Consider the following 23424-nt stretch of genomic DNA (forward strand, 5'->3'; position numbering starts at 1 on the left):
TCACTGCCCGCCGATCTGCTCTTTGGTATAGAACCCGTCCTTCTCCAACAGGTCGATATTGGCCTTGGTCAGCGGGGTCGGGGTGAGCAGGATGGTGTCGACTTTCTTGCTGCCATTGTCGTACTGCGAGCTGTAGGTGGGCTTCTCGTTACGCGCCAGTTGCACCGAGAGCTTGGCGGCTTCGGTGGCGATCAGCTTGAGTGGCTTGTACACGGTCATGGTCTGGGTACCGTCGATCACGCGCTTGACGGCGGCCAGGTCGGCGTCCTGGCCGGAGATCGGCACCTTGCCTGCCAGTTTCTGCGCGGCCAGGGCCTGGATCGCACCGCCGGCGGTGGCGTCGTTGGAGGCGACGATGGCGTCGATCTTGTTGCTGTTTCGGGTCAGGGCGTTCTCGACGATGCTCAGGGCTTCGGTGGGGTTCCATTCCTTGACCCACTGTTGGCCGACAATCTTGATGTCGCCCTTGTCGATGGCCGGTTGCAGCACCTTCATCTGGCCTTCGCGCAGCACCTTGGCGTTGTTGTCGGTGGGCGCGCCGCCGAGCAGGAAGTAATTGCCCTTGGGCGCCGCCTGCAGCACGCCGCTGGCCTGCATCTCGCCGACTTTTTCGTTATCGAAGGAGATGTAGGCATCGATGTCCGCGTTGAGAATCAGGCGGTCATAGGACACCACCTTGATCCCGGCTTTCTTGGCTTCGGCGACCGCGTTGGTCAGCACCGTGGCGTTGAACGGCACGATCACGATCACATCGACACCCCGGGAGATCAGGTTTTCGATCTGCGAAATCTGCTTCTGCTCGTTGGCATCGGCGGACTGCACAAAGACCTTGGCATCGAGTTTTTCCGCAGCGGCGACGAAGTAGTCACGATCCCGGGACCAGCGTTCCAGGCGCAGGTCGTCGATGGAAAAACCGATTTTCGGGTGGGCGGAGTCGGCCATCACCGGCAGTGCGAACAGGGCCAGGGCGGTGGCGAGCAGGGTACGTTTGAATGACTTCATGGTGGTGCGTCCTTTTATTGTTGTTGGAAAGACACTGGGTGAAGACTCTAGGCGAACACTGTAGGTGTGGCTAACCGGCGTGTTGTGGCAAGCCGGGCTTTTGTGGTGAACAGGACTTTTGTGGTGAATGGGCTTGTCGTGGTGAATGGGTTTAGTGTGGTGAGCGGGCTTATTGTGGTGAATGGGTTTGGTGTGGTGAGGGGCTTGTTGTGGTGAGCGGGCTTGCCCCGCGCTGGGGCGCGAAGCGGCCCCATTGCAGGCGATGTGTTTTTAGCTGACACACCGAGGTGCCTGGGTTTGGGGCTGCTTCGCAGCCCAACGCGGGGCAAGCCCGCTCACCACAACAAGCCCCTCACCACACCAACCCCGCTCATCACAACAAACCTGCTCGCCACACTGTCACCGATAAATAAACCGGTTGACCACCCCCTCCAGCATCTCCTGCCGACCACTCACGGCCTGCGGGTTCAGTTGGTGGGTAAACGCGTGTTCGGCCAGTGACTCCAGGCTGAACTCACCGGCCAGCACGGCCTGGCCCAGCGGCTGCTGCCAGCCGGCATAGCGCTGGTCCTTGAACTGCTGCAGCCGGTCGTTCTGCACCATCGCCGCCGCACGTTCCAGCGCCAGGGCGAGTACATCCATGGCGGCGACATGGCCGTGGAACAGGTCGACCTCGTCCAGGCTCTGGCGGCGTACCTTGGAGTCGAAATTGTAGCCGCCATTCTTGAAGCCACCGGCCTTGAGGATTTCATAGGTGGCGAGGGTCATCTCCTCGACGCTGTTGGGGAATTGGTCGGTGTCCCAGCCGTTCTGCGGGTCGCCCCGGTTGGCGTCGATGCTGCCGAAGATGCCCAGGGACACGGCGGTGGCGATCTCGTGATGGAAACTGTGCCCGGCCAGGGTGGCGTGGTTGGCCTCGATATTCACCTTGATTTCATGCTCCAGGCCGTACTCATGCAAAAAGCCGAACACCGTGGCGCTGTCGTAATCGTACTGGTGCTTGGTCGGCTCCTGGGGCTTGGGCTCGATCAGCAGGTCGCCCTTGAAGCCGATCTTGTGCTTGTGCTCCACCACCATGCGCATAAAGCGCCCGAGCTGGTCGCGCTCGCGCTTGAGGTCGGTGTTGAGCAGGGTTTCATAACCTTCACGGCCGCCCCACAGCACATAGTTGGTGCCCTTGAGCCGCAGCGTGGCGTTCATCGCGCTGAACACCTGGGCAGCGGCGTAGGCAAACACCTCCGGGTCCGGGTTACTGGCGGCACCGGCGGCAAAACGCGGGTTGCTGAAGCAGTTGGCGGTGCCCCACAGCAACTTGATGCCGGTCTGTTCCTGATGGCGCTCCAGGTGGTCGACCATCTGCGCAAAGTGGTTGCGGTACTCCTTGAGCGAACTGCCTTCCGGCGCCACATCGGTGTCGTGAAAGCTGTAGTAGTCGATGCCCAGCTTGGAGAAAAACTCGAAGGCCGCCTCTGCCTTGCCGATGGCCACGTCCATGGGCTCGCCGCTGCGTTGCCACGGGCGCTTGAAGGTGCCCATGCCGAACATATCGGCGCCGGGCCACACGAAGGTGTGCCAGTAACACGCGGCCATGCGCAGGTGCTCGCGCATCGGTTTGCCGAGGATCAGCTTGTTGGCGTCGTAATGGCGAAAGGCGAGGGGGGCATCGCTGCTGGGGCCTTCGAAGCGAACCTTCTCGACACCGGGGAAGTACGGCATGGCGTTTTCCTTATTGTTCTTGGCGGTGTCTGGATACTAGCAACGGCACCGGGCCCGCTGATTATGAAAATCACCAAGGGGTGGTGCGATTTTGACCGGCGAGGGCTAGTCTGTTGCCACAGGCCCGAGGACAAAAACAATGAAAACCCTACCGCCCGTGCACCGTATTGCCCTGTTGTTCAACGGCAGCAAAATCTACGACCGCGGCATCATCGCCGGTATCGGCAATTACCTGAGCAGCACCCGTGCGTCCTGGGATTTGTTCCTCGAGGAGGATTTCCTCTGTCGCCTGCGCGGCATCGAGCGCTGGCAGGGCGACGGCATCATTGCCGACTTCGACGACCCGCTGATCGGCGAAGCGTTGGCCGACAGCACGTTGCCGGTGGTGGCGGTGGGTGGCTCCTATGAAGACGCGCGCGCCTATCCCAAGGGCATTCCCTATGTGGCGACCGATAACCACGCATTGATGAAGTTGGCTTACGAACACTTGATCGAAGCTGGCCTGACTCGATTCGCCTGTTTCAGCCTGCCCGAGGCCCAGGCCAATCGCTGGGCCCAGGAGCGTGAAAAAGCCTTTCGCCGCCTGCTGCAACGGGATGGTTTGCACGTCGAGGTGTATCGCGGCCTGGGCACCAGCGCGCCGTTGTGGGACAGCGCGGTGGAACAGCAGATTGCCTGGCTGCACAGCCTGCCCAAGCCCATCGGCATCATCGCCGTCACCGATGCCCGCGCCCGGCAACTGCTGCAAGCCTGCCTGACTGCCGGCATCGCCGTGCCGGAGCAAGTGGCGTTGATCGGCATCGACAACGACCCCCTGACCCGCACCCTCACGCGGGTGCCGCTGAGTTCGGTGATCCAGGGCACGGAAACCATGGGGCGCACGGCCGCCGCCTTGCTGCACCAGATGCTGCACGGCAAACCGTGCCTGGGCACGCAGGTCCTGGTGCCGCCGGAGGCGATCAACGTTCAGGCCTCCAGCCTGCATCAACCCTTGGGTAATCCGTACGTGATGCAGGCGCTGCTGTTTATCCGCCAGTACGCCTGCCAGGGCATCAAGACCGCGCAGGTGGCGGCCTATGTCGGCGTGTCGCGTTCATCCCTGGAAGCGCACTTTCGCAAGGTACGCGGCTGCAGCGTGCATGACGAGATCCTGCGCTTCAAACTCGCCGCCGCCGCCAAGGGCCTGGAAAGCCACGAACTGGCGATTGCCGATATTGCCGCCAAGTGCGGGTTCAAATCGGCGCAGTACCTGCATACGGTGTTTCGGCGAGAGTTTGGCTGCACGCCCCGCGAGTATCAGCAGGGCGCGGGGGGGACGATGCCTGCGTCGCACTCATCCACAACGTTCAACCACAGTGTCATTTAGCTCGCTAGGCTGCTGTCCGTGTGCAAGTGCAACCTGTTCGCTTGCTCTGCGTAGCGGAACTTGGCACGCTCAAACGGTGAGTGAGTACGCCAGGATGATCAATAAGGAAGCATTACATTGAGTTGGGGAAACGTTGGAAAATTTCTGTTGGCCCTAGTGACGGGTCTGGGATCAATTACCGGGATATACGTGGCTTTCAAGGATGACACTAAGCTCGAGGCTGATCTGTCCTACCGGTATGAAAGTGCACCCCGTCAATTCTCTGAGCGTTTAGGCAGTACTGCTGAAAAGCTCAAGTACGCCGATTTGTATGACAGCATCAAGCGCATTGGCGACGGTGCGCTCAGCCATGAACAGATCGATAAAATGGTCAACCTGAGCCAGGCGCCTTACCTCGCGCTACTCGATGCGCCGTTCGAAAAAGGGCCGGACAATTACCCCATAAGCCTGTTGATTACGCTGAGGAACAGCGGCAGCAAGGTCATCAAGGATGTACACATCAAGCTGCCTGCAAAGGGACTGGTCCAGATCAGGGATGATTCGCGCTCTGATACGGTGATGCCTGATCCGGTCAGCAGTGTTGTCATTCCTTCGATTGTGCAAAACGGTGTGTACACGCTCTGGATTCATTTTCAGGGTGATTTAAAAACGCTAAAAGAGCAGGACGTGTACATCGGTTACAGTGACGGCGTTGCGCAAGTTCGGGTGTATGAGGATTTCATAGGGTTTGAAGCGAGCATGGCCCGATATGGCATTTTGGTGTTGGGTGCTCTGGTGATGCTTGCGTACTGTTTCCTGGTAGCTGTTTATCTTTTGATAACGACCGATAGAAACAATGATGCGAATACGGTCCAGAGGTGACCGCCTGCACTTGAACGCGAGCATTGCTTGCTCGAAGAGCGATCCAGTCCAGACAGCGCGGTACCGGGGCACCGCGCCAGGAGGGGTTATGGCAGGGCGTAGGCGATCACGTAGTCGCCACGGTCGGTGGACTGGCGCGCACCGCCGGCGGTGATCACGATGTACTGCTTGCCGGTTTTCGGCGACACGTAGGTCATTGGGCCACCCTGGCTGCCGACGGGCAGGCGGGCCTTCCAGATTTCATCGCCGTTGCCGCTGTTGAAAGCGCGCAGGTAGAAGTCCTGGGTGCCGGCGATAAAGATCAGGCCGCCCTGGGTCGACAGCGTGCCGCCGAGGGTCGGCAGGCCGATCTTGATCGGCAGGTGCATGCGGATGCCCAGGGGGCCGGTGTCTTCAACGGTGCCCACCGGCACTTGCCACGCGACTTTCTGGGTCTTCATGTCGATGGCGGTGAGGGTGCCGAACGGCGGCGCCTGGCACGGAATGCCGGCCACCGACAGGAAGCGGTTTTTGTTCACCGCATACGGCGTGCCCTTGAGCGGGACCGCGCCCATGCCGGTGTTCAGCGCTTCGCCACCGGACGAAGACTGGGCCTTGTTCTGCGACGGCAGCATCTGGATCCACAGGCCCAGGCGCATGTCGTTGACAAAGATAAAGCCATGCACCGGGTCGGTGGAAATGCTGCCCCAGTTCATGCCACCCAGGGAACCCGGGAAGCTCAGGGATTTATCCGTACCCGGCGCAGTGTACAGGCCGTCGTAGCGCATGCCCTTGAAGTCGATGCGGCACAGCAACTGGTCGTACGGGGTGGCGCCCCACATGTCCGACTCGCTCAGGGTCTGCGCGCCGATCTGCGGCATGCCCACAGACTTGGGCTGGGTCGGCGAATAAGGCTCGTTTGGAATGTTGGCGGCCTTGACCGGTACTTCCTTGACCTCGGTCAGCGGCGTGCCGGTGGCGCGGTCGAGTACATAGATCTGCCCGGCCTTGGTGCCAATCACCACCGCCGGTACCGCCTTGTCGCTGCCCGGTGGGGTGAAGTCGATCAGGCTCGGCTGCATCGGCAGGTCGAAGTCCCACAGGTCATTGTGGACGGTCTGGTACACCCACTTTTCAGCCCCGGTCGAGGCATCCAGCGCCAGCACGGACGCGCCGTATTTATGGTTGAGCGGGGTGCGTTCCACGCCGTAGATGTCGGTGGACGAGCTGCCCATCGGCAGGAAGACCGTGTTCATCAACGGGTCGTAGGACATCGGCGCCCAGCTGTTTGGGGTGCTGCGCACGTAGGTCTTGTCGCCGGTCGGGGCCTGTTTGTCTTCCGGGTTGCCCGGGTCGAAGGCCCAGCGCATTTGCCCGCTGATCACATCGAAGCCACGGATCACGCCGCCGGGCATGTCGGTCTGGACGTTATCCGCGACGCGGCCGCCCACCACCACGGTAGTCCCGGCGATCAACGGAGCGGACGACAGCTGGTAGTAGCTGTCCGGCACATTGCCCAGGCCGGCTTTCAGGTCCACCTGGCCGTGGGTGCCGAAGTCTTCGCAGAATTTGCCGGTGTCGGCATCCACGGCGATCAGGCGCGCGTCGATGGTGTTGGTCAGCAAGCGGCGTTGGCACTGCGCACCGGCTGGAACGCTGGCGGCGATGATCGGCGAGCTGTTGGGCTGGGTAGGCTGGGCAATCGGCGCGGTGGCGTCGAAATACGCCATGCCCCGGCAACGCTGCCACACCGCCGACTTGGCGTTGACTTCGTTCTTCCACAGCTCTTTGCCGGTGTCGGCGTCGAGGGCGATCAGGTTGTTGTGGGGCGTGCAGATAAACACCTTGTTGCCGATCTGCAGGGGCGTGAGCTGGTCTTCGGCGCCGTTGCCGTCGCTGAGGGCCACGTCACCGGTGTGATACGTCCAGGCCACCTTGAGCTTGTCGACAGTGTCGCGGTTGATCTGGTCCAGCGCGGCGAAGCGGCTGCCCCCTTCGGTGTTGCCGTAGTGGGCCCAGTCTTTCTGCGCGTCGGCCGCGGCCACGGGCGTGATGCCTGGGCCTGCACCGGTCGGCGCGACGCTGGGATGGGCGACAAACATATTGCCCGCCGCCACCGCCACGCCCACCGCCAGCACGGCGGCAACGCCATAGGCACCGCGCGCGGGCCGGCCGGCCAGCAGCGGATACACCAGCGCCACCACCAGGCCGATGACCGCGAACATGAACAGCCGCGAGAACAGCGGCCAGAACACCAGGCCCACATCCGCCACCGCCCAGATGGCCGTGCCGATCAGGAACGCCGCGAACAGCCATGCACCTGCGGTTTTTTGCCGGGCAATCAGCAGGCCGGAAACCGCCATGGCCACGCCGCCGACCAGGAAGTACCAGGAACCACCAAGGCTCACCAGTTTGGCGCCGCCAACGGCCAGCGCGAGGCCGAGCAGGGCGATGATTACGCCCAGGCCCAAGAGTAGGAATCTAGAGACGCCAGTGGCGCGCGATGCTCGTTTCATGTCGAAAGGACTCGAGTGAGAGAGGGCAAAGACGCGATTTTAGCAAGATAATTAACTGGTTAGTACATTATAGTCCTGCAATAGACTATTACAGGTGCTGCGATGATGGGCTGGGGCTAAATGTCGCGCGTGTCACTGAAGTGTAGGCACGCCTTGGGCAATATGTGGCAGCGCGTAAGCGGGTTGCCACATACGGGGTGGGTTTGGTTTTACGCCTCGGCTGGTTTTTTGCCGCGAGGTTTTTTCTGCGCAGTTTCCCCATCCTCCAGTGCGTCGCCCCCCAGGCTGCGCGTCAACTCGACGGCGGCCTGCTGGAACAGGGGGTGCAATGTCTGCGCCTGCTCGGCGGTCAGGCGACTGGCCGGGCCGGACAGCACCAGGGCACCGATCAGGTTTTCCCCTGGGCCGAAGATCGGCAATGCCATCGACGCGGCGTGGGGGTCGGTGGCGCCATGGGAAAACAACGGCTTGATCATCTTCGCCGCCAGCGAATACGGCGTGCGTAACGCTTCGGCACCGGCTGCACCGTCCATGGGGCGGGTGTCGCCCGGTTGCAGGTGCAAGCGCAGGTGATGCGGGGAGTTGACCCGGTAGAGGCACATTCGGTAGGCGCCGTGGCGCACATAGAATGAAGCTGTTTCGCCGGTTTCCTGGGTCAGGCGATGCAGCAGCGGGGTGATATGGCGCTCAAGGTCGAGGCCGTCCTGATACACCGTGTTCAAGCGCATGATCTCGGTCGCCAGCTGGTAGCGACCGTCCGCCAGGCGAGTGATCAGGCCGTGGTCTTCCAGTGACACCATCAGGCGCATGATGGTGCTCTTGATCAGCCCGGTGCGCGCGGCCAGCTCGGCCAGTTCCAGGGCCGTGTCCCCCATCTTGAAGGCGGTGAGCACGGTCAGCACCCGATCAGCCGAAGCAACTCCGGTGACGGCGGGGCGTGGGCGTGTTTTTACCATGGGGGGCTCCTTGAAGGGGGGGGGCGGGTACGCTGCAAAATACTGGCATTGCCCGCAGGGAGCAATGCCAAGCGATTGAGCGTACAGCGATTTCAGCGCGTTACCGGGCGATCAGTTCGCCTGTGCCGCTCAAATCCCGCATCTGCCTGCGCCCCATCAGCAGCACCATCACGGCACCGGCGGCACACAGCGCCGCCAGCGGCAACAGGGCCAGGGCGTAACTGCCGGTGGCGTGGTGAATGGTGCCGTACACATTCACCATGATGCCGCCACCAATCAGATTGGCCATCGCGCCCACGGCGGCCAGACCGGCGGCGGCAGTGGAGGACGAGAGCCAGGTCGAAACCAGTGCCCAGAACGGCCCCTTCATTGAGTACGCCCCGATCAACACCATGGACAGCATGAACACCGTCGCCACCAGCGAGGAGGTGACCAGTGCGAGCAGCAAACCGGCGGTGATCAGCAGCAAGGTCATCGCGGTGTGCCAGCGGCGTTCACCGCTCTTGTCGGAGCTGCGTCCCCACAGAATCATCAGCACCGAAGCCAGTCCGTAGGGAATGGCATTGACCAGGCCGATTTCCAGGTTGTTCAGGTCAAACGTCTTGAGCAATTGCGGCGCCCACACGCTCATGGTGCTGCCGGCCGCCGACGCCCCGGAGTAGATCAGTGCCAGTACCCAAATGTGCTTGTGGCGCAGCAGTTTCCACAGCGAGATATGCCCGATGGCGGTCTTGCGGCTGCGCTCTTCGTCCAGGCGGCCGGTGAGCCAGCTGCGTTGTTCGTTGCTCAGCCACTTGGCCTGTTCGGGGCGGTCGGTGAGTACGAACAGGCAGGCGATGCCCAGCAGTACGGCGGGGATGCCCTCGATGATGAACAGCCAGTGCCAGCCGCGCATGCCGAACCAGCCGTCCAGGCTCAGCAACAGGCCGGACAGCGGCGAACCAATGAAGTTGGCGCCGGGAATGGCGACCATGAAGATAGCGACCATGCGTCCACGGTATGCCGCTGGCAGCCAGTAGGTGAGGTACAGCAGCACGCCCGGGAAGAAGCCTGCTTCGGCCGCACCCAGCAAAAAGCGCATCACGTACAGCGAATTGGCTCCGGTCACAAACGCGGTGCCGGCGGAAATCAGTCCCCAGGTGATCATGATCCGTGCAATCCACACCCGTGCGCCGAAACGTTGCAGCGCCAGGTTGCTTGGCACCTCCACCAGGAAATACGACACGAAGAACAGGCTGCTGGCAAAGCCGAAGATCGCTGGCGTAAGGCCCAGGTCCTGGTTCATCTGCAGGGATGCCATGCCGATATTGCCGCGATCAATGATCGCCAGCAGGTAGCAAAGGATCAGGAACGGCAGGAGTCGCCACGCCACCTTGCGCATGGTTGAGCGCTCGATCGCGCTGATGTCGGTAGAACTGATAGGCATGACTCTCTCCCATTTTGTTTTTTTTGGAGAAGCGTAATGAGCTCGACCTTCCTTGGGTGAAGGCCGGGCGATGGGCGTTCAATCAGTGTGCGAACAGGTGGCGGTTGACCACCGAACGCGGCTCCGGTGCGCAGCCGTCCCAGAAGTCGATGATCTGTTGCACGGCCAGCAGGCCCACGCGATCGCGCGCCTCGGCAGTGTTGGCGCCTACGTGGGGGGTGGCGACCAGGGTCGGCAGGCCCCACAGCGCTGAGTCGGTGGGTGGCGGTTCGGGGTTGAAGGTGTCGAGGCCGGCGCCGGCGATCTGGCCGGTGCTCAGCGCCTGCACCAGCGCTTCGGTATCGATCAGTTCGCCGCGTGCGGTGTTGATCAACAGGCTGCCTGGGCGCATGCGCTTGAACTGCGCCGCGCCGAAAAGGTTGCGGTTCTGCTCGGTCAGCGGGCAATGCAGGCTGATGATATCGCAGCTCGTCAGCAAGGCATCGAAGTCCTCGGCGCGCTCGACATTCGGCAGGTCGGGCAGGTTGCTCAAGTAGGGATCAAATACCTTGATGGTCATGCGCAGCGGCGTTACCAGTTCCATCAGGATTCGCCCGATAGCGCCCAGGCCCACCAGGCCCAGGGTCTTGCCGGACAGCTCGATGCCCACGGCGGTCGCTTTGTCCCAATGGCCGTCACGCATGCGCGCATCGAGCAGGGCAGTCTGGCGCGCGACGCTGAACATCAGCGCCAGGGCATGCTCAGCCACCGATTGCGCATTGGCGCCCAGGGCGATGGTGACGGGGATGCCGCGTTCAGCGGCGGCGGCGATGTCGATGGTGTCGTAGCCCACGCCGTGCTTGGCGATGATCTTCAGCGCGGGCGATGCATTGATCATGTCCCGGGTCAGTTTGCCCTGGCGCACGATGATTGCGTCCGGCTGTTCGCGGGCAATGATCGCGGTGAGTTCGTCGACCGGGGCATACGGGGTGGTAGGGATTACGCGCACGCCATGGGCGGCGGCGTGGGCCATGGCTTCGGCAGTTAATTGCGGGCCGGTCAGCAGGAGAGTTCGGGTCATTTGGCGCACCTTGGTTTTCTTATCTGTGTGCAGTTGGCGGTTCGTGATGTCGCTCAACAGTGCTCGAAACCTAACATAATGAAATGGCGTTGCAATAAATAATTTTTGTTGATTTGCGCGAAACGGTTGAGTGCATGCGTGCAACCCCGTGTTATTCAACGAATTAAGGGATTTATTCAGCCTTAAACCGTTTTTCATGTGCCGAAGCCGCTGTGGGTGAGTCTTGTCAGTTTTAAATTGCAGTGTTAATTTCGAAATGCCATTTCATTTTATGAATTTTCACGCTTAATAAAAACCACAAGAGGAATGCCCCATGTCCATCGGATTCAGAGTGCTCAAGCAGCAACGTAAAGTCGCTGCCGAGTGGGTCGAGCGGTACCGGACAATGCCCGTCGCCAATATCAGCGATTCGATGAACCGCATGACCGCCGGTGGCGCCGCCCTGCAACCGATGCACCACCAGGGCGTGCTGGTGGGGCCGGCGCTGACCGTCAAAGCGCGGCCTGGGGACAACCTGATGCTGCATTACGCCCTGGATATCGCCCAGCCTGGCGACGTGATTGTGGTCGACGCCGGCGGCGACTTGAGCAACGCACTGATCGGCGAAATGATGGTGGCGTACGCGATCAAGAAAGGCGTGGCCGGCATTGTGATCAATGGCGCCATTCGCGATGCTGCGAGTATCGGTGCCGGTGACTTCCCGGTGTTTGCCGCCGGCATCACCCATCGCGGCCCGTACAAGGACGGCCCGGGCGAGGTGAACGTACCGATTGCCTTGGCGGGCATGGTGATCGAACCGGGAGATCTGGTGATGGGTGACGAAGATGGCTTGATCTGCGTGCCCTTCGATCAGGTCGGCGAGGTGTATGATCGCGCCTACGCCAAGCATGCCGCTGAACAGAAGCAGCTTGAACAGATCGCGCTGGGCGAGAACGATCGCACCTGGGTCCTGAAATCGCTCACACAAAAGGGCTGCGAGTTTATTTGAATCCTGCTTCCCACTCCCGTTGGCCGGCGCCTGTGCGCGCGCTGCGCCATCGAAATTTCCAGATCTACTTTGTCGGCCAGGGCCTTTCCACCCTGGGCAAGTGGGTGCAACAGGTCGCGCTGTCCTGGCTCGCCTATCATTTGACGGGCTCGGCCGTGCTGCTGGGGGCGATTGCGTTTCTGACGCTGTTGCCTCAGCTGCTGGTGGGACCGCTGGCGGGCGCCTGGTCCGACCGCCATGACAAACGCCGCCTGTTGATGGCGGTGCAGGCCGCCCTGGCCCTGCAATCGTTGGCCCTGGCCGTGCTGACCTGGCAGCAGTGGATGGGCCGTGAAGTGATCATCGCCATGGCGCTTCTGCTGGGTTTGCTCAACGCCCTGGAAACGCCGCTGCGCCAAGCCTTGATCGCGAGCTTTGTCGATGAGCCCAAAGACCTGCCCAACGCCCTTGTGCTCAACGCGATGCTGATCAATGCCGCACGCTTTATCGGCCCGCCGTTGGCCGGCTTGCTGATCAACTGGAGCGGCGAGGCCGGTTGCTTTGTGCTCACTTCCATCGCGTTCGGTATGTTGCTGATCGGCCTGGGCAGGGTGCAAAGCCGAGCGCAGGCCAGGGCCCAAGGGTCTACCGGGGAGATTTTCCGCGAAGGTCTGCGCTACCTGTGGACCACCCTGGCGATTCGGCGGCTGCTGGTCAGTGTGGTGATGGTCAACCTGTTGGCGTCCTGCTACACCGTACTGCTGCCGATCCTGGCCAAGCATGCGTTCAGCGGCGATGCGCAAACCCTCGGCTGGCTGTGGGGCGCAGCCGGTGCCGGTGCGTTTGTGGCCACGATCTTCCTGGCGTTTGCCGGCAGTGCTTCGAACCTGGGCCGCATTATCGTGCTCGGCACGCTGGTCTGTGCGGTGTCGCTGTGCGCGGTGGCGGCCAACCCGCCGCTGTGGTTCACCCTGGCGGCGCTTGCCGGGCTGGGCTTCGGCATCACGGTGAGCAATGTCAGCAGCAATATGACCCTGCAAAGCGCGGCGCCGGAAGCGTTGCGCGGCCGGGTGATTGCGTTCTATATCGCCATGCGTTTCGGCTTTGAAGCCATCGGCGGATTGTTGGCCGGCCTGCTGGCGGCAGCGCTGAGCGTGCAATGGACATTGCTGCTGGCGGGGCTGTTGCTGGGGGTTTATCAGGGTGTCAGTGGGTACATCAGCCGCAGGCGTGGTTGACAGCAACCACGCCTGCGCCGCGTGTCTCTCAACGAAACGCCGGCACCACCTGCTCGATAAACAACGCCAACGACTTCTTCTTCTCGGCATGGGGCAGGCTGTTGTCGCACCAGAAGCTGAACTCATCCACGCCCAGCTCCTGGTAGTAACGGATGCGCGGGATGATTTCTTCGGCGGTGCCGATCATCGCGGTCTTGTGCAGGCTGTCCAGTTCGAACTCCGGGCGGGCGGCGAATTTTTCTTCCGGGCTCGGTGCCAGGAAGCCATTCACCGGTACCTCTTTATTACCGAACCAGGCATCGAAGGTGCGATAGAACTTCGAGATCGCCTTGGCCCCGATTTTCCAGCCGTCCGGATCATCGGCGGCATGCACGTGGGTGTGGCGCAGCACCATCAGTTGCGGGCGTGGTACGCCGGGGTTGTTGTCGAGGGCGGCCTGGAATTTGTTTTTCAGGTCGAGGACTTCTTCGTCGCCCTTCATCAGCGGCGTGACCATCACGTTGCAGCCGTTGGCCACCGCAAAGTTGTGCGAGTCCGGGTCGCGGGCGGCGATCCACATCGGCGGGTTGGGCTGCTGGATCGGCTTGGGCACGCTGGTGGAGGTGGGGAATTTCCAGATGTCGCCGTCGTGGGCGTAGTCGCCTTTCCACAACGCACGCACCACCGGCACCATCTCGCGCAGCGCCTGGCCGCCGCTGGAGGCGGGCATGCCGCCGGCCATGCGGTCGAACTCCACCTGGTAAGCGCCACGGGCCAGGCCGACTTCCATGCGCCCGTTGCTGATCACATCGAGCAGGGCGCATTCACCGGCGACTCGCAACGGGTGCCAGAACGGCGCGATGATGGTGCCGGCACCCAGGTGAATGGTGGTGGTCTTGGCCGCGAGGTAAGCCAGCAGCGGCATCGGGCTTGGCGAGATGGTGTATTCCATGGCGTGGTGTTCGCCAATCCATACGGTGCTGAAACCGCCAGCCTCCGCCATCAAGGTCAGTTCAGTCAGGTCTTCGAACAACTGACGGTGGCTGACACTTTCGTCCCAACGTTCCATGTGTACGAACAGGGAAAACTTCATGACGCTTACCTCGGATCTATTGTGATCGGCCTGTCGACTGCGGGCCCTTAAGTGCTCTCGCCAATGTGAAGCCTGCCAGTGATGACGGCGGTTCGGCGGATTGATTATTGGTATACCATAATACGGAATGTCCGCAAAATTTTTCTCTCAACCGGTTACCGGGCTGACACCTGCAATCAAACTGTGGGAGGGGCTCAGGCCGGCAGCGGCAGGGCGCCCATCTTGCCGTGGCAATACACCAGTGGCCCGGCGTTCTGCCGGGGCACGATCAGGTTCTTCACTGCGCCGACCATGATCGCGTGATCGCCGCCTTCGTATTCGCGCCACAACTCGCACTCGATCACCGCCGTGGCATTCGCCAGGATCGGGTTGCCCAACTCACTGAGGGTCCATTCAATGCCCTGGGCCTTGTCCTTGCCCTTGCGCGCAAAGGCATAGGCTTCTGTTTGCTGCCCACCGGAAAGCACATGAATGGCAAAGCGTTTGTTCTTGATCAACACCGGGTACGAGTCGGAGCTGTAGTTGGGGCAGAACAGCACCAGGGCCGGGTCCATGGACAACGAGCTGAAGGCACTGGCGGTCAACCCGACGATTTGCCCGTCGTCATCGAGCGTGGTGATCACGGTGACCCCGGACGGAAACGAACCCATCACTTGTTTGTAGATAGCGGCATCGATCATGGGGCGGTCCTCTGCGGATAAAGCGGTTTTTATGGGTTTGTAGGTCTGATGGTATACCGTAATACAATCGATGCAACCGCTTTTTCAGTCGCCCGATGAACGTCAAGGCTGGGTCTAATAGCCAATAAATACGGGCGCCATGGCAGGAAATAACGGGGTGCCCTGTGGCACACTTGCGGATCAGATGGGCGCTGAAACTACGGATCAGCCTTGTGAAAATGTTGGAATACCATAATATGGTGTTCATCTGAGTGGCGGCCAGAGAGCTCCCCCGGTGTGGCGTCAAACAACTATAAGATCAGACAAACGCGAGTTCATTTCCATGCCCCAGATGTCCCGGCAAGACCCCCTGATCGAGCATCACACGGTCGATTACGTCCCCCTCGCAGAGCGCCATGGAAAGGCCCGCGACCTGTTCACCTTATGGTTCAGCACCAACATCGCACCGCTGCCGATTGTCACCGGTGCCATGGTGGCCCAGGTGTTCCATCTCAATCTGGCGTGGGGGCTGCTGGCGATTGCCCTCGGGCATCTGCTCGGCGGCATCGTGATTGCCCTCGCATCAGCCCAGGGCCCGCGCATGGGCATCCCGCAGATGGTGCAGAGCCGTGGCCAGTTCGGCCGTTACGGCGCGCTGCTGATCGTGTTCTTTGCCGCGCTGATCTACATCGGCTTTTTCATCTCCAATATCGTCCTGGCCGGCAAGTCCATCGTCGGCATCGTGCCGTCGGTGCCGGTGCCGGCGAGCATCCTGATCGGCGCCCTCAGCGCCACCGCGATCGGCGTGATCGGCTACCGCTTTATCCATAGCCTCAACCGCATCGGCACCTGGGTGATGGGCAGCGCGTTGCTGGCCGGTTTTATCTACATCTTCGCCCATGACCTGCCGGCAGATTTCCTGACCCGTGGCGGCTTCAACGCCGCTGGCTGGTTGGCCACCGTGTCGCTGGGGGTGATCTGGCAGATCAGCTTTTCGCCCTACACCAGCGACTACTCGCGCTACCTGCCGGCGGATATTGGCATCACCCGGCCGTTCATTGCGACCTACCTGGGCGCCACCCTCGGCACCATCCTGTCCTTCGCCTTTGGCCTGGTAGCCGCACTGGCCACGCCCGAAGGCACCGAAGCCATGGTCGCGGTCAAGCAAGCCACCGGCTGGCTGGGGCCGATCCTGATGGTGCTGTTCCTGCTCAATATCATCAGCCACAACGCCCTGAATCTGTACGGCGCGGTGCTGTCGATCATCACCTCGGTGCAGACCTTCGCCAGCCACTGGACCCCGAGCATCAAGGTGCGCGTGCTGCTGTCGGGCGTGGTCCTGGCCGGTTGCTGCGTGGTGGCGTTGGGCGCGTCGGCGGACTTCATCTCGCAATTCATCGGCCTGATCCTCGCGCTGTTGCTGGTGCTGGTGCCGTGGGCGTCGATCAACCTGATCGACTTCTACATCATCAAGCGCGGGGTCTATGACATTGCCTCGATTTTCCAGGCGGATGGCGGGGTGTATGGGCGTTTCAACCTGCATGCAATCGTGGCGTACTGCATCGGCATCATCGTGCAACTGCCGTTTGCCAATACGTCGCTGTATGTGGGGCCGTGGGCCAACCTGGTAGAAGGCGCGGACCTGTCGTGGCTGATGGGACTGGTGGTGACGTGCCCGTTGTATTACTGCCTGGCGACACGTCAACACACCCGGAAGATCAGGGCGGTGCGGTTGGGCTACACCGACTGAGCCACACCGCCGAACTCCTCCAACGCATCCCGCAACGCGCCCTCGAAGTATTCCTTCGAGGCGCGATCCCAGAGGATATGAAACGCCGGCAGCTCCACACTCCCTGTGTGGATGACAATCGCATTGACCCGCGCCACTGACGTCTGCGCCACCATCCCGAGCTTGAACGCCGGGTCGCTCAAGTCAACCCCGCACAGCTTGGCCATCACCTGCGCAATCACGCCCCCGCTGAGTCGCACACAGGCATGGCTGTCCTGGCGCGGCAGCAGGTAGTTGGTGCGGTGGTCCAGTTCCCAACGCGCTTCTTCATCGGCAATCCGTTGCCCCTGATCCTGCGGGCTGCCCAGCACCAGGTATTCGTTCTGCGACAGGCGCGCCACCCAGCTGCCGTCCGCTTGTGCGCTGGCTTGGTTGGGCGCGCCCGGCAACGTGAAGCCGCGCGCCGTGAGGTACTCGGCGCTTTGTGCGCCGCGAAAGCCGACCCGGGGCAGGTCGGTCTGGTCCTGCAGTTGGCAGGGCGGCGTGAACAATTCGTGGGCTTTCAGACTGGTCATGGCTTAACCCTCCTGGCGTTGGTTAGTGGGGTCGAAGAACGGCAGTTGCACCACCTCGGCCTGGACGACGATGCCGCCCTCGACGCGAATCGGAATGCGCTGCCCCGGTGTGCTCTGGTCGATCCCGGCGTAGGCCAGGCCGATGATGCGGCCCAGGCTGGCGGAATATTCACAGGAGGTGACGTTGCCGCTGATGTCCGCGCCGTTGAGCACCAGGTGGCCTTCCAGCGGTTGCACGCTGCCCTTGGGCAGGCTGAAGCCCACCAGTTTGCGTTTCAGCGGCTGGGCTTCGAGGATGTCCACCGAGCGGCGGCCGACGAAGAACGGCTTGTTGCGGCTGACCGCCCAGCCCATGTCGATTTCTGCCGGGTGAGTCATGCCGTCGGTGTCCTGGCTGATGATCACATGGCCTTTTTCCAGGCGCAGCAGGCGTTGGGTTTCGACGCCGAAGGGGCGAATGTCAAAGGCCTTGCCGGCCGTCATCAACGCGTCCCACAACGCCAGGCCGTGGCGTGCCGGTACGTGGATTTCATAGCCCAGTTCGCCGACGAACCCGACCCGCAGCAAGCGGGCCTTGATCCCGGCCACCGTGCCCTGGCGCACGCCCAGGTAGGGGAAGCCTTCGGCACTCAGGTCGAGGTCGCTGCACACCTGCTCCAGCACCTTGCGCGAATCCGGCCCGGCGAGGTTCACCGCACAAATCGCTGCCGTGACGTTGGTCACGTCCACGTCCAGGCGCCACTGTGCGTTCCACTTGAGCATCTGCTGGTAGATGCGGTCGACGCCGCTGGTGGTGGCGGTGACGTAGAAATGCTTGTCGGCCAGCCGCGCGCACACGCCGTCGTCGATCACCACGCCGTGTTCGTTGGTCATCAGCGCATAACGCGAACGGCCCACCGGCTGCTTGAGGAACGCGAAGGTGTACATGCGGTTGAGCAATTCGGCGGCGTCCGGGCCGCGCACGTCCAGGCCACCGAGTGTGGACACATCGATCAGCCCGACCTTGTTGCGCACGTGCAGCGCTTCGGCCTGCATGCACGCTTCGCGGTCCTGGGGCTTGCCGTAATAGGCCGGGCGCTGCCAGATACCGGCAGGCATCATCTTCGCCCCGGCTTGCACATGGCGCGCGTGCATCGGCGTTTGCCGGTAGGGGTCGAAGGCGCGTCCAGCGACATGGGCGAGTTTCTCCGCCACGAACGGCGGCCGTGCGGTGGTGACCCCGGTTTCGCTGATCGTGCGCTGGGTCGCCCAGGCCACCAGCCGTGCGGTCGGCAGCGCCGAGTGACGTCCCTGGGACGGACCCATGCCGACCGTGGAGTAACGCTTGACCAACTGCACATCGCGGTAGCCGATGCGGGTGGCGTTGACGATGTCTGCCACTTGCAGGTCTTCGTCGAAGTCGACGAAATCCTTGCCCTTGGGGTGCGGGAAGATCGGCCAGTGGAAGTTGACCTGGGCTTCGCTGCGCAGCGCTGCAGGCGGGCTGGTGCTGTTCAAACCGAGGGCGCGCAGGCTGTCGGCGGCGGCGTTGGTCCCATCCGCCAGTACATTGTCCAGTAGATGCCGACCGTGTACGGAGCCGGCCACGCCCAGGTTGCGCGGCAGGCCACTGAGGCTGAACTCCGCTCGTGCGTCGTCATAGGCCAGTTTGCCACCGGCCTGGCACAGCAATTGATAGACCGGCATATAACCGGCCGACATGCACAGCAGGTCGCAGTCGATCACTTGCCCGCTGGCGCTGACCTGGCCCTGGCCGGTGATCTGGCGCACGTCGACGCCCTTCACATGGCGCAGGCCTTTTTCATGCAGGGCCTCGAACACCGTGCTGTTGCTCAGGCACGGGATCTTGCGCTGGGCCAGCGCGCCCGGCAGGGCTTTGTCCGCCGGGGCATTACGCAGGTCGATCACGGCGGCCACGTCCACGCCCTGGTCATGCAGGTCGAGGGCGGCGAGGTAGCCGTCATCGTTGCCGGTGAGCACTACCGCGCGCTTGCCGGGCTTGACTGCATACAGCTTCATCAGGCGTTGCGCGGCGCTGGTGAGCATCACCCCCGGCAGGTCGTTATTGCGGAAGACCACCGGTTGGTCGAACGAACCGCTGCACACCAGGCACTGCTGCGCGCGCACTTTGTACAGGCGCTTGCCCTGGATCACCGGCAGGTAGTTGTCGGTGAACCAGGCATTGCAGGTGGCGTCGGTGAGCACCTGGATATTCGCGTGTTGCTGCACCGCGCCGAGCAACTCGCGGCGCAGGGTGTCGGCACGGGTGCCGGCAATATCGAAGCGCGCGTAGGTCAGCGACCCGCCGAGAATCGGCTGCTGCTCGATCAGCAGCACCTTGGCGCCGGCATTCGCAGCGGTCAGCGCGGCCTGCAAGCCGGCGGGACCGGCGCCGATCACGGCGAGGTCGGTGAACAGGTAGGCCTTGTCGTAGTACTCGGGCTGGAAGGTCAAGTCGAGCACGCCCAGGCCGGCCTTTTTGCGGATGATCGGCTCCCAGACTTTCCACATGCCCTTGGGCTTGTAGAACGAACGGTAGTAGAAACCCACCGGCATGAACCTGGAGAACTTGCCCAGGTAGGCGTCCTTGTCGTTATCCAGCGAGCCGTTGACGTTCTGCGCCGTCACCGCCAGGCCGGCGGACAGCGCGTGGGCATCGGCCAATACGTTGGGTTCGCGGGGCAGTTGCACCAGGCTGTTGGCGTCATGGCCGGCCATGGTCAATGGGCCGCGTGGGCGGTGGTACTTGAACGACCGCGACATCAGGAAGCGCCCGTTGGCGAGCAGCGCGCTGGCGATGCTGTCGCCCTGTAAACCCTGGTAGGGCAGGCCGTCGAAACTGAAATCGAGTGGCTGGTCACGCTGGATCAGCAGGCCCATGGGGGCGGGGAGGCGGTTCATCCGGCGATCTCCTTGGCGGTGGTGAAGTCGACGCGGGTAGTGAACACTTCGCGCGGATCGAAGGTGCGCAGGATCTCGTCGGTGACCGTGTGGCGCTCGGCGAGGAACCAGTAACTGGACGGCGTGTGCATCCACCATTCGCGCACCACACCGGCGAGGTTATCGGTGTTGAACACGTAGTCGGCCCATTCGGCATCGCTGCAGGTCACCGGATCGGGCATCGGTTTGAATTCACCGCCGTAGGTGAACTCGCTGATATTGCGCGGCCCGTTGAGCGGGCAAATCATGATTTTCATCGTCTGCTCTCCGTCAGTGGCTGGCCGCTGTGGCGCCCATTTCGTTGACTTGCTGGAAGGTCGAGAAACGTTCGAGGCCGAAGGGCTTGATCAAGTCCGGGACCTTGCCGCCGCTGGCGACCAGCTCGGCCATGGTCTTGCCGCAGATCGGCGTGGCCTTGAAGCCCCAGGTGCCCCAGCCGGCGTCGAGGTAGTAATTCTTCAGCGGCGACAGGCCCATGATCGGGCTGTAGTCGGGGGTCATGTCGGTGATCCCGGCCCACTGGCGCATCAGCTTGGCGTTGGCCAGGAACGGAAACATCTCGATGGCATGGGCCAACAGGCTTTCCTTGAGGTCCAGGGTCGAGCGCGTGTTGAACAGCGGGTACGGGTCGGAACCGCCACCGAACACCACTTCGCCCCGGCTGGTTTGCTGCACGTAGCAGTGCAGGGCCGAGGAACTCACCAACGGGTCGAGGAACGGCTTGAACGGCTGGGTGACCATGGCCTGCAACGGGAAGGTCTGGATCGGCGAACGGATACCGGCCTTGGCCATCAGCAGCGAGCTGTGCCCGGCAATCGCCTGCACCGCGCAGCCGCACCGGATGGTGCCGCGATTGGTCTTCACCGCGGTGATGGCGCCGTTCTCGATCACCAGGTCCTGCACTTCGGTGAGCTGATGGATTTCCACGCCGCGCTTGGCTGCCTGCTTGGCGTAGCCCCAGGCCACGGCATCGTGACGCGCGGTCGCGCCGTCGATATGCCAGAGCCCGGCAATCACCGGCAAGTGGCCGGGGTCGAGGTTGAGGCTGGGCACCAGCTCGTGGATCTGCTGGCGGTCGATCATCTCGGTACGCCCGCCGAAGTGCTTGTTGACCTCGGCGCGCTGGCGGAACGAACGCACGGTGGCGTCGGTGTGGGCCAGGGTCAGTTGGCCGCGCTCGGAGTACATGATGTTGAAATCGAATTCGTTGGACAGCGACTGGAACATCTTCACCGACTCGGCGTAGAAACGAACGCCTTCGCTGGTGAGGTAGTTGGAGCGGATCACCGCCGTATTGCGCGCGGTATTGCCGCCGCCCAGGTAGGCCTTTTCCAGCACCGCTATGTTGGTGATGCCGTGGTACTTGGCCAGGTAGTAGGCCGTCGCCAGGCCATGGCCACCGGCGCCGATGATCACCACGTCGTAACTCGACTTGAGTTCCTTGGGCGGTGGCAGGTCCACCTCCACCGGGTACTCCGAACTCAGCCCGTATTTCAATAGATTAAATGGCATACGGCCTCCGATTGGCTGCGTAGGGCGTGGTGTTGCGCCAGGGCGGCGGCCACGGTGTTTTTCATCAGGAAGGCAATGGTCATCGGCCCGACACCGCCGGGCACCGGGGTGATGGCGGCGACATGGGGCAGGGCGCTGTCGAAGTCGACATCACCCACCAGGCGGCTGCGGCCGTCGTCGTCGATGCGGTTGATGCCGACATCGATCACCACCGCGCCGGGCTTCAACCAGCTCGCGTCAATCAAGCGGGCGCGGCCCACGGCGGCGATCACGATATCGGCCTGGCGACACAGGGCCTGGGCGTCGTGGCTGCGCGAATGCAGCACGGTCACCGAGCAATCCGCCTTGAGCAGCAGCGCGGCCATGGGCTTGCCGACGATGTTCGAACGGCCGATCACCACCGCGTGTTTGCCACGCAGGTCGCCGCAGGTTTGCTCCAACAGATACAGGCAACCGCTCGGGGTGCACGGCGTGAGCACTGCGCGGCCCTGGCTGAGGCCGCCGACGTTCTGGCTGTGAAACCCGTCGACGTCCTTCTCCGGCGCGATGGCCTCCAGGGCGCGCAGTTCGTCCATCTGCACCGGCAACGGCAATTGCAGGAGGATGCCGTGGATCGCCGGGTCGGCATTCAATTGGCCGATCAGGATCAATAAGTGTTCGGTGCTGGTATCGCCGGGCAGGCGATGCTCCACGGAGCGGATGCCCACCTCTTCGGCGCGCAGGATCTTGTTGCGCACATAGACCTGGCTGGCCGGGTCGCTGCCCACCAGGATCACCGCCAGCGCCGGTTGAATAGCCTGCCCATGCAGCCGCGCCACGTCCTCGCGCACTTGCAGCAGCACGCGCGCCGCGGCGGCTTTGCCGTCGATCAGTTTATGCGCGCTCACCGGAACACCACCGTTCTGTCCTGATTGAGGAAGACCCGGTGCTCCAGGTGGTACTTGACCGCCTTGGACAGGGCCACGGTTTCGGTGTCGCGACCGATGGCGACGAGGTCGTCGGGCTTGTACACGTGGTCGACGCGCTGCACTTCCTGCTCGATGATCGGGCCCTCATCCAGGTCGCTGGTCACATAGTGCGCGGTGGCACCGATCAACTTCACGCCGCGTTGATACGCCTGGTGATAGGGCTTGGCACCCTTGAAACCGGGCAGGAACGAATGGTGGATATTGATCGCCCGCCCCGACAGTTGCCGGCACAGGTCGTCGGAGAGGATCTGCATGTAGCGCGCCAACACCACCAGCTCGGTGCGGGTGTCGTCGACGATCTTCATCAGCTCGGCTTCCTGCGCGGCCTTGTTGTCCCTGGACACCGGCAGGTAGATAAAGCGAATGCCCTCGCGCTCGGCCATCGGCCGCAGGTCGAGGTGGTTGGAGACGATGGCGGTGATGGTCATGTCCATCTCGCCCTTGTGGTAGCGGTAGAGCAGGTCGGTGAGGCAGTGGTCGAACTTGCTCACCATCAGCATCACGCGCATCGGCTCGCGGGTGTCATACAGCTCCCACTGCATGTCGAAGGCCTGGGCGACATCGGCGAAACCGTCTCTGATCGCTTGCAGGTCGCCTGTGTGGCCATCGTTGAAACGGAACACCGCACGCATGAAAAAGCGGCCGCTGAAGTCATCGTCGAACTGCGCCATTTCCCCGATGTAGCACGCCTTGTCCGCCAGGTAAGTGGTGACGGCAGCGACGATGCCGGACACGGCGGGGCACGTCACCTTGATGATGAAATGGTTTTTTTCGTGTTGCATGACACGTCCTCGGGATGATGGCGGCAGCTCATCGCATAGCGAAAAAATGTCTGAGGACAGCAGGCTCATTCCTTGAGCGCGTTTTCTTGTGGGGAATAAA

Annotated in this window: 19 protein-coding genes; 5 read left to right on the plus strand and 14 right to left on the minus strand. The window is 62.4% G+C overall.

The genetic code is table 11. The features are described 5' to 3' along the window. Complete coding sequence (gene xylF, locus C8K58_RS25920) at positions 1 to 1002, minus strand: D-xylose ABC transporter substrate-binding protein (RefSeq protein ID WP_027603560.1); 1002 nt, start codon at positions 1000 to 1002, stop codon at positions 1 to 3. Positions 1003 to 1401: 399 nt separating this feature from the next. Continuing rightward, positions 1402 to 2718 (minus strand): xylose isomerase, encoded by a 1317-nt coding sequence (xylA, locus tag C8K58_RS25925; protein WP_108574586.1) that lies wholly within the window; start codon positions 2716 to 2718, stop codon positions 1402 to 1404. A 139-nt stretch (positions 2719 to 2857) separates the two neighbouring features. On the opposite strand from xylA, the gene C8K58_RS25930 reads away from it, so the two are divergent. Together C8K58_RS25930 and C8K58_RS25935 are read left to right on the plus strand one after the other, a co-directional pair. Continuing rightward, positions 2858 to 4084 carry a XylR family transcriptional regulator gene (locus tag C8K58_RS25930; RefSeq protein WP_108574587.1) on the plus strand — a complete coding sequence of 409 codons (1227 nt, stop codon included), beginning with the start codon at positions 2858 to 2860 and terminating at the stop codon, positions 4082 to 4084. A 189-nt stretch (positions 4085 to 4273) separates the two neighbouring features. After that, positions 4274 to 4945 (plus strand): hypothetical protein, encoded by a 672-nt coding sequence (locus C8K58_RS25935; protein WP_133822149.1) that lies wholly within the window; start codon positions 4274 to 4276, stop codon positions 4943 to 4945. Positions 4946 to 5031: 86 nt separating this feature from the next. On the opposite strand, the gene C8K58_RS25940 is transcribed toward C8K58_RS25935, so the two are convergent. The 4 genes from C8K58_RS25940 to C8K58_RS25955 all read right to left on the minus strand — a co-directional run bounded on the left by C8K58_RS25940 (position 5032) and on the right by C8K58_RS25955 (position 10882). Next, positions 5032 to 7440: a glucose/quinate/shikimate family membrane-bound PQQ-dependent dehydrogenase gene (locus tag C8K58_RS25940; RefSeq protein ID WP_108574588.1), complete on the minus strand. Its 2409-nt coding sequence runs from the start codon at positions 7438 to 7440 to the stop codon at positions 5032 to 5034. A gap of 209 nt (positions 7441 to 7649) precedes the next feature. Continuing rightward, complete coding sequence (locus C8K58_RS25945; RefSeq protein WP_027603563.1) at positions 7650 to 8396, minus strand: IclR family transcriptional regulator; 747 nt, start codon at positions 8394 to 8396, stop codon at positions 7650 to 7652. 100 nt (positions 8397 to 8496) lie between these two features. Next, entirely contained in the window at positions 8497 to 9822 is a 1326-nt protein-coding gene (locus tag C8K58_RS25950) for an MFS transporter (RefSeq protein ID WP_027603564.1), read from the minus strand. A gap of 82 nt (positions 9823 to 9904) precedes the next feature. Further along, positions 9905 to 10882 carry a hydroxyacid dehydrogenase gene (locus C8K58_RS25955; protein ID WP_108574613.1) on the minus strand — a complete coding sequence of 326 codons (978 nt, stop codon included), beginning with the start codon at positions 10880 to 10882 and terminating at the stop codon, positions 9905 to 9907. A 313-nt stretch (positions 10883 to 11195) separates the two neighbouring features. On the opposite strand from C8K58_RS25955, the gene C8K58_RS25960 reads away from it, so the two are divergent. After that, positions 11196 to 11870 (plus strand): RraA family protein, encoded by a 675-nt coding sequence (locus C8K58_RS25960; RefSeq protein WP_108574589.1) that lies wholly within the window; start codon positions 11196 to 11198, stop codon positions 11868 to 11870. Continuing rightward, complete coding sequence (locus tag C8K58_RS25965; protein ID WP_108574590.1) at positions 11867 to 13087, plus strand: MFS transporter; 1221 nt, start codon at positions 11867 to 11869, stop codon at positions 13085 to 13087. The genes C8K58_RS25960 and C8K58_RS25965 overlap by 4 nt, the downstream gene beginning before the upstream one ends. Positions 13088 to 13115: 28 nt before the next feature. Here the strand turns inward: C8K58_RS25965 and C8K58_RS25970 are convergent, their stop codons facing one another. Further along, complete coding sequence (locus C8K58_RS25970; protein ID WP_108574591.1) at positions 13116 to 14159, minus strand: LLM class flavin-dependent oxidoreductase; 1044 nt, start codon at positions 14157 to 14159, stop codon at positions 13116 to 13118. A gap of 194 nt (positions 14160 to 14353) precedes the next feature. Next, positions 14354 to 14839 (minus strand): flavin reductase family protein, encoded by a 486-nt coding sequence (locus C8K58_RS25975; protein ID WP_092359108.1) that lies wholly within the window; start codon positions 14837 to 14839, stop codon positions 14354 to 14356. A 322-nt stretch (positions 14840 to 15161) separates the two neighbouring features. Between C8K58_RS25975 and C8K58_RS25980 the strand changes: the two genes are divergently transcribed. Beyond that, positions 15162 to 16568 (plus strand): cytosine permease, encoded by a 1407-nt coding sequence (locus tag C8K58_RS25980; protein ID WP_027603570.1) that lies wholly within the window; start codon positions 15162 to 15164, stop codon positions 16566 to 16568. On the opposite strand, the gene C8K58_RS25985 is transcribed toward C8K58_RS25980, so the two are convergent. The 6 genes from C8K58_RS25985 to purU are packed head-to-tail and all read right to left on the minus strand — an operon-like array spanning position 16556 to position 23324. Continuing rightward, positions 16556 to 17122 carry a sarcosine oxidase subunit gamma gene (locus C8K58_RS25985; protein WP_108574592.1) on the minus strand — a complete coding sequence of 189 codons (567 nt, stop codon included), beginning with the start codon at positions 17120 to 17122 and terminating at the stop codon, positions 16556 to 16558. The two genes, C8K58_RS25980 and C8K58_RS25985, sit on opposite strands and share 13 nt — an antisense overlap. A gap of 3 nt (positions 17123 to 17125) precedes the next feature. Then, positions 17126 to 20023: a 2Fe-2S iron-sulfur cluster-binding protein gene (locus C8K58_RS25990; RefSeq protein WP_108574593.1), complete on the minus strand. Its 2898-nt coding sequence runs from the start codon at positions 20021 to 20023 to the stop codon at positions 17126 to 17128. After that, positions 20020 to 20319 carry a sarcosine oxidase subunit delta gene (locus C8K58_RS25995; RefSeq protein WP_027603573.1) on the minus strand — a complete coding sequence of 100 codons (300 nt, stop codon included), beginning with the start codon at positions 20317 to 20319 and terminating at the stop codon, positions 20020 to 20022. Before C8K58_RS25995 ends, C8K58_RS25990 begins: the two co-directional genes overlap by 4 nt. Before the next feature lie 13 nt (positions 20320 to 20332). Continuing rightward, complete coding sequence (locus tag C8K58_RS26000; RefSeq protein WP_108574594.1) at positions 20333 to 21574, minus strand: FAD-dependent oxidoreductase; 1242 nt, start codon at positions 21572 to 21574, stop codon at positions 20333 to 20335. Continuing rightward, positions 21556 to 22461 carry a bifunctional methylenetetrahydrofolate dehydrogenase/methenyltetrahydrofolate cyclohydrolase FolD gene (folD, locus tag C8K58_RS26005; RefSeq protein ID WP_108574595.1) on the minus strand — a complete coding sequence of 302 codons (906 nt, stop codon included), beginning with the start codon at positions 22459 to 22461 and terminating at the stop codon, positions 21556 to 21558. The genes C8K58_RS26000 and folD overlap by 19 nt, the downstream gene beginning before the upstream one ends. Then, entirely contained in the window at positions 22458 to 23324 is an 867-nt protein-coding gene (gene purU / locus C8K58_RS26010; RefSeq protein ID WP_027603576.1) for a formyltetrahydrofolate deformylase, read from the minus strand. Before purU ends, folD begins: the two co-directional genes overlap by 4 nt. Positions 23325 to 23424 lie beyond the last annotated feature (100 nt).

Origin of the sequence: Pseudomonas sp. GV047 (genome assembly GCF_003058245.1) — a bacterium.
Classification (GTDB): Bacteria; Pseudomonadota; Gammaproteobacteria; order Pseudomonadales; family Pseudomonadaceae; genus Aquipseudomonas; species Aquipseudomonas marginalis.

What these genes read in the sequence shown, in the direction of transcription:
- C8K58_RS25975 (WP_092359108.1), bottom strand. Translation starts at nt 14,839, where the DNA reads ATGATCGATGCCGCTATCTACAAACAAGTGATGGGTTCGTTTCCGTCC.
- C8K58_RS25970 (WP_108574591.1), bottom strand. Translation starts at nt 14,159, where the DNA reads ATGAAGTTTTCCCTGTTCGTACACATGGAACGTTGGGACGAAAGTGTC.
- C8K58_RS26000 (WP_108574594.1), bottom strand. Translation starts at nt 21,574, where the DNA reads ATGCCATTTAATCTATTGAAATACGGGCTGAGTTCGGAGTACCCGGTG.
- C8K58_RS25930 (WP_108574587.1), top strand. Translation starts at nt 2,858, where the DNA reads ATGAAAACCCTACCGCCCGTGCACCGTATTGCCCTGTTGTTCAACGGC.
- C8K58_RS25985 (WP_108574592.1), bottom strand. Translation starts at nt 17,122, where the DNA reads ATGACCAGTCTGAAAGCCCACGAATTGTTCACGCCGCCCTGCCAACTG.
- C8K58_RS25960 (WP_108574589.1), top strand. Translation starts at nt 11,196, where the DNA reads ATGTCCATCGGATTCAGAGTGCTCAAGCAGCAACGTAAAGTCGCTGCC.
- C8K58_RS25955 (WP_108574613.1), bottom strand. Translation starts at nt 10,882, where the DNA reads ATGACCCGAACTCTCCTGCTGACCGGCCCGCAATTAACTGCCGAAGCC.
- C8K58_RS25940 (WP_108574588.1), bottom strand. Translation starts at nt 7,440, where the DNA reads ATGAAACGAGCATCGCGCGCCACTGGCGTCTCTAGATTCCTACTCTTG.
- C8K58_RS25990 (WP_108574593.1), bottom strand. Translation starts at nt 20,023, where the DNA reads ATGAACCGCCTCCCCGCCCCCATGGGCCTGCTGATCCAGCGTGACCAG.
- C8K58_RS25980 (WP_027603570.1), top strand. Translation starts at nt 15,162, where the DNA reads ATGCCCCAGATGTCCCGGCAAGACCCCCTGATCGAGCATCACACGGTC.
- C8K58_RS25995 (WP_027603573.1), bottom strand. Translation starts at nt 20,319, where the DNA reads ATGAAAATCATGATTTGCCCGCTCAACGGGCCGCGCAATATCAGCGAG.
- C8K58_RS25950 (WP_027603564.1), bottom strand. Translation starts at nt 9,822, where the DNA reads ATGCCTATCAGTTCTACCGACATCAGCGCGATCGAGCGCTCAACCATG.
- xylF (WP_027603560.1), bottom strand. Translation starts at nt 1,002, where the DNA reads ATGAAGTCATTCAAACGTACCCTGCTCGCCACCGCCCTGGCCCTGTTC.
- xylA (WP_108574586.1), bottom strand. Translation starts at nt 2,718, where the DNA reads ATGCCGTACTTCCCCGGTGTCGAGAAGGTTCGCTTCGAAGGCCCCAGC.
- C8K58_RS25945 (WP_027603563.1), bottom strand. Translation starts at nt 8,396, where the DNA reads ATGGTAAAAACACGCCCACGCCCCGCCGTCACCGGAGTTGCTTCGGCT.
- purU (WP_027603576.1), bottom strand. Translation starts at nt 23,324, where the DNA reads ATGCAACACGAAAAAAACCATTTCATCATCAAGGTGACGTGCCCCGCC.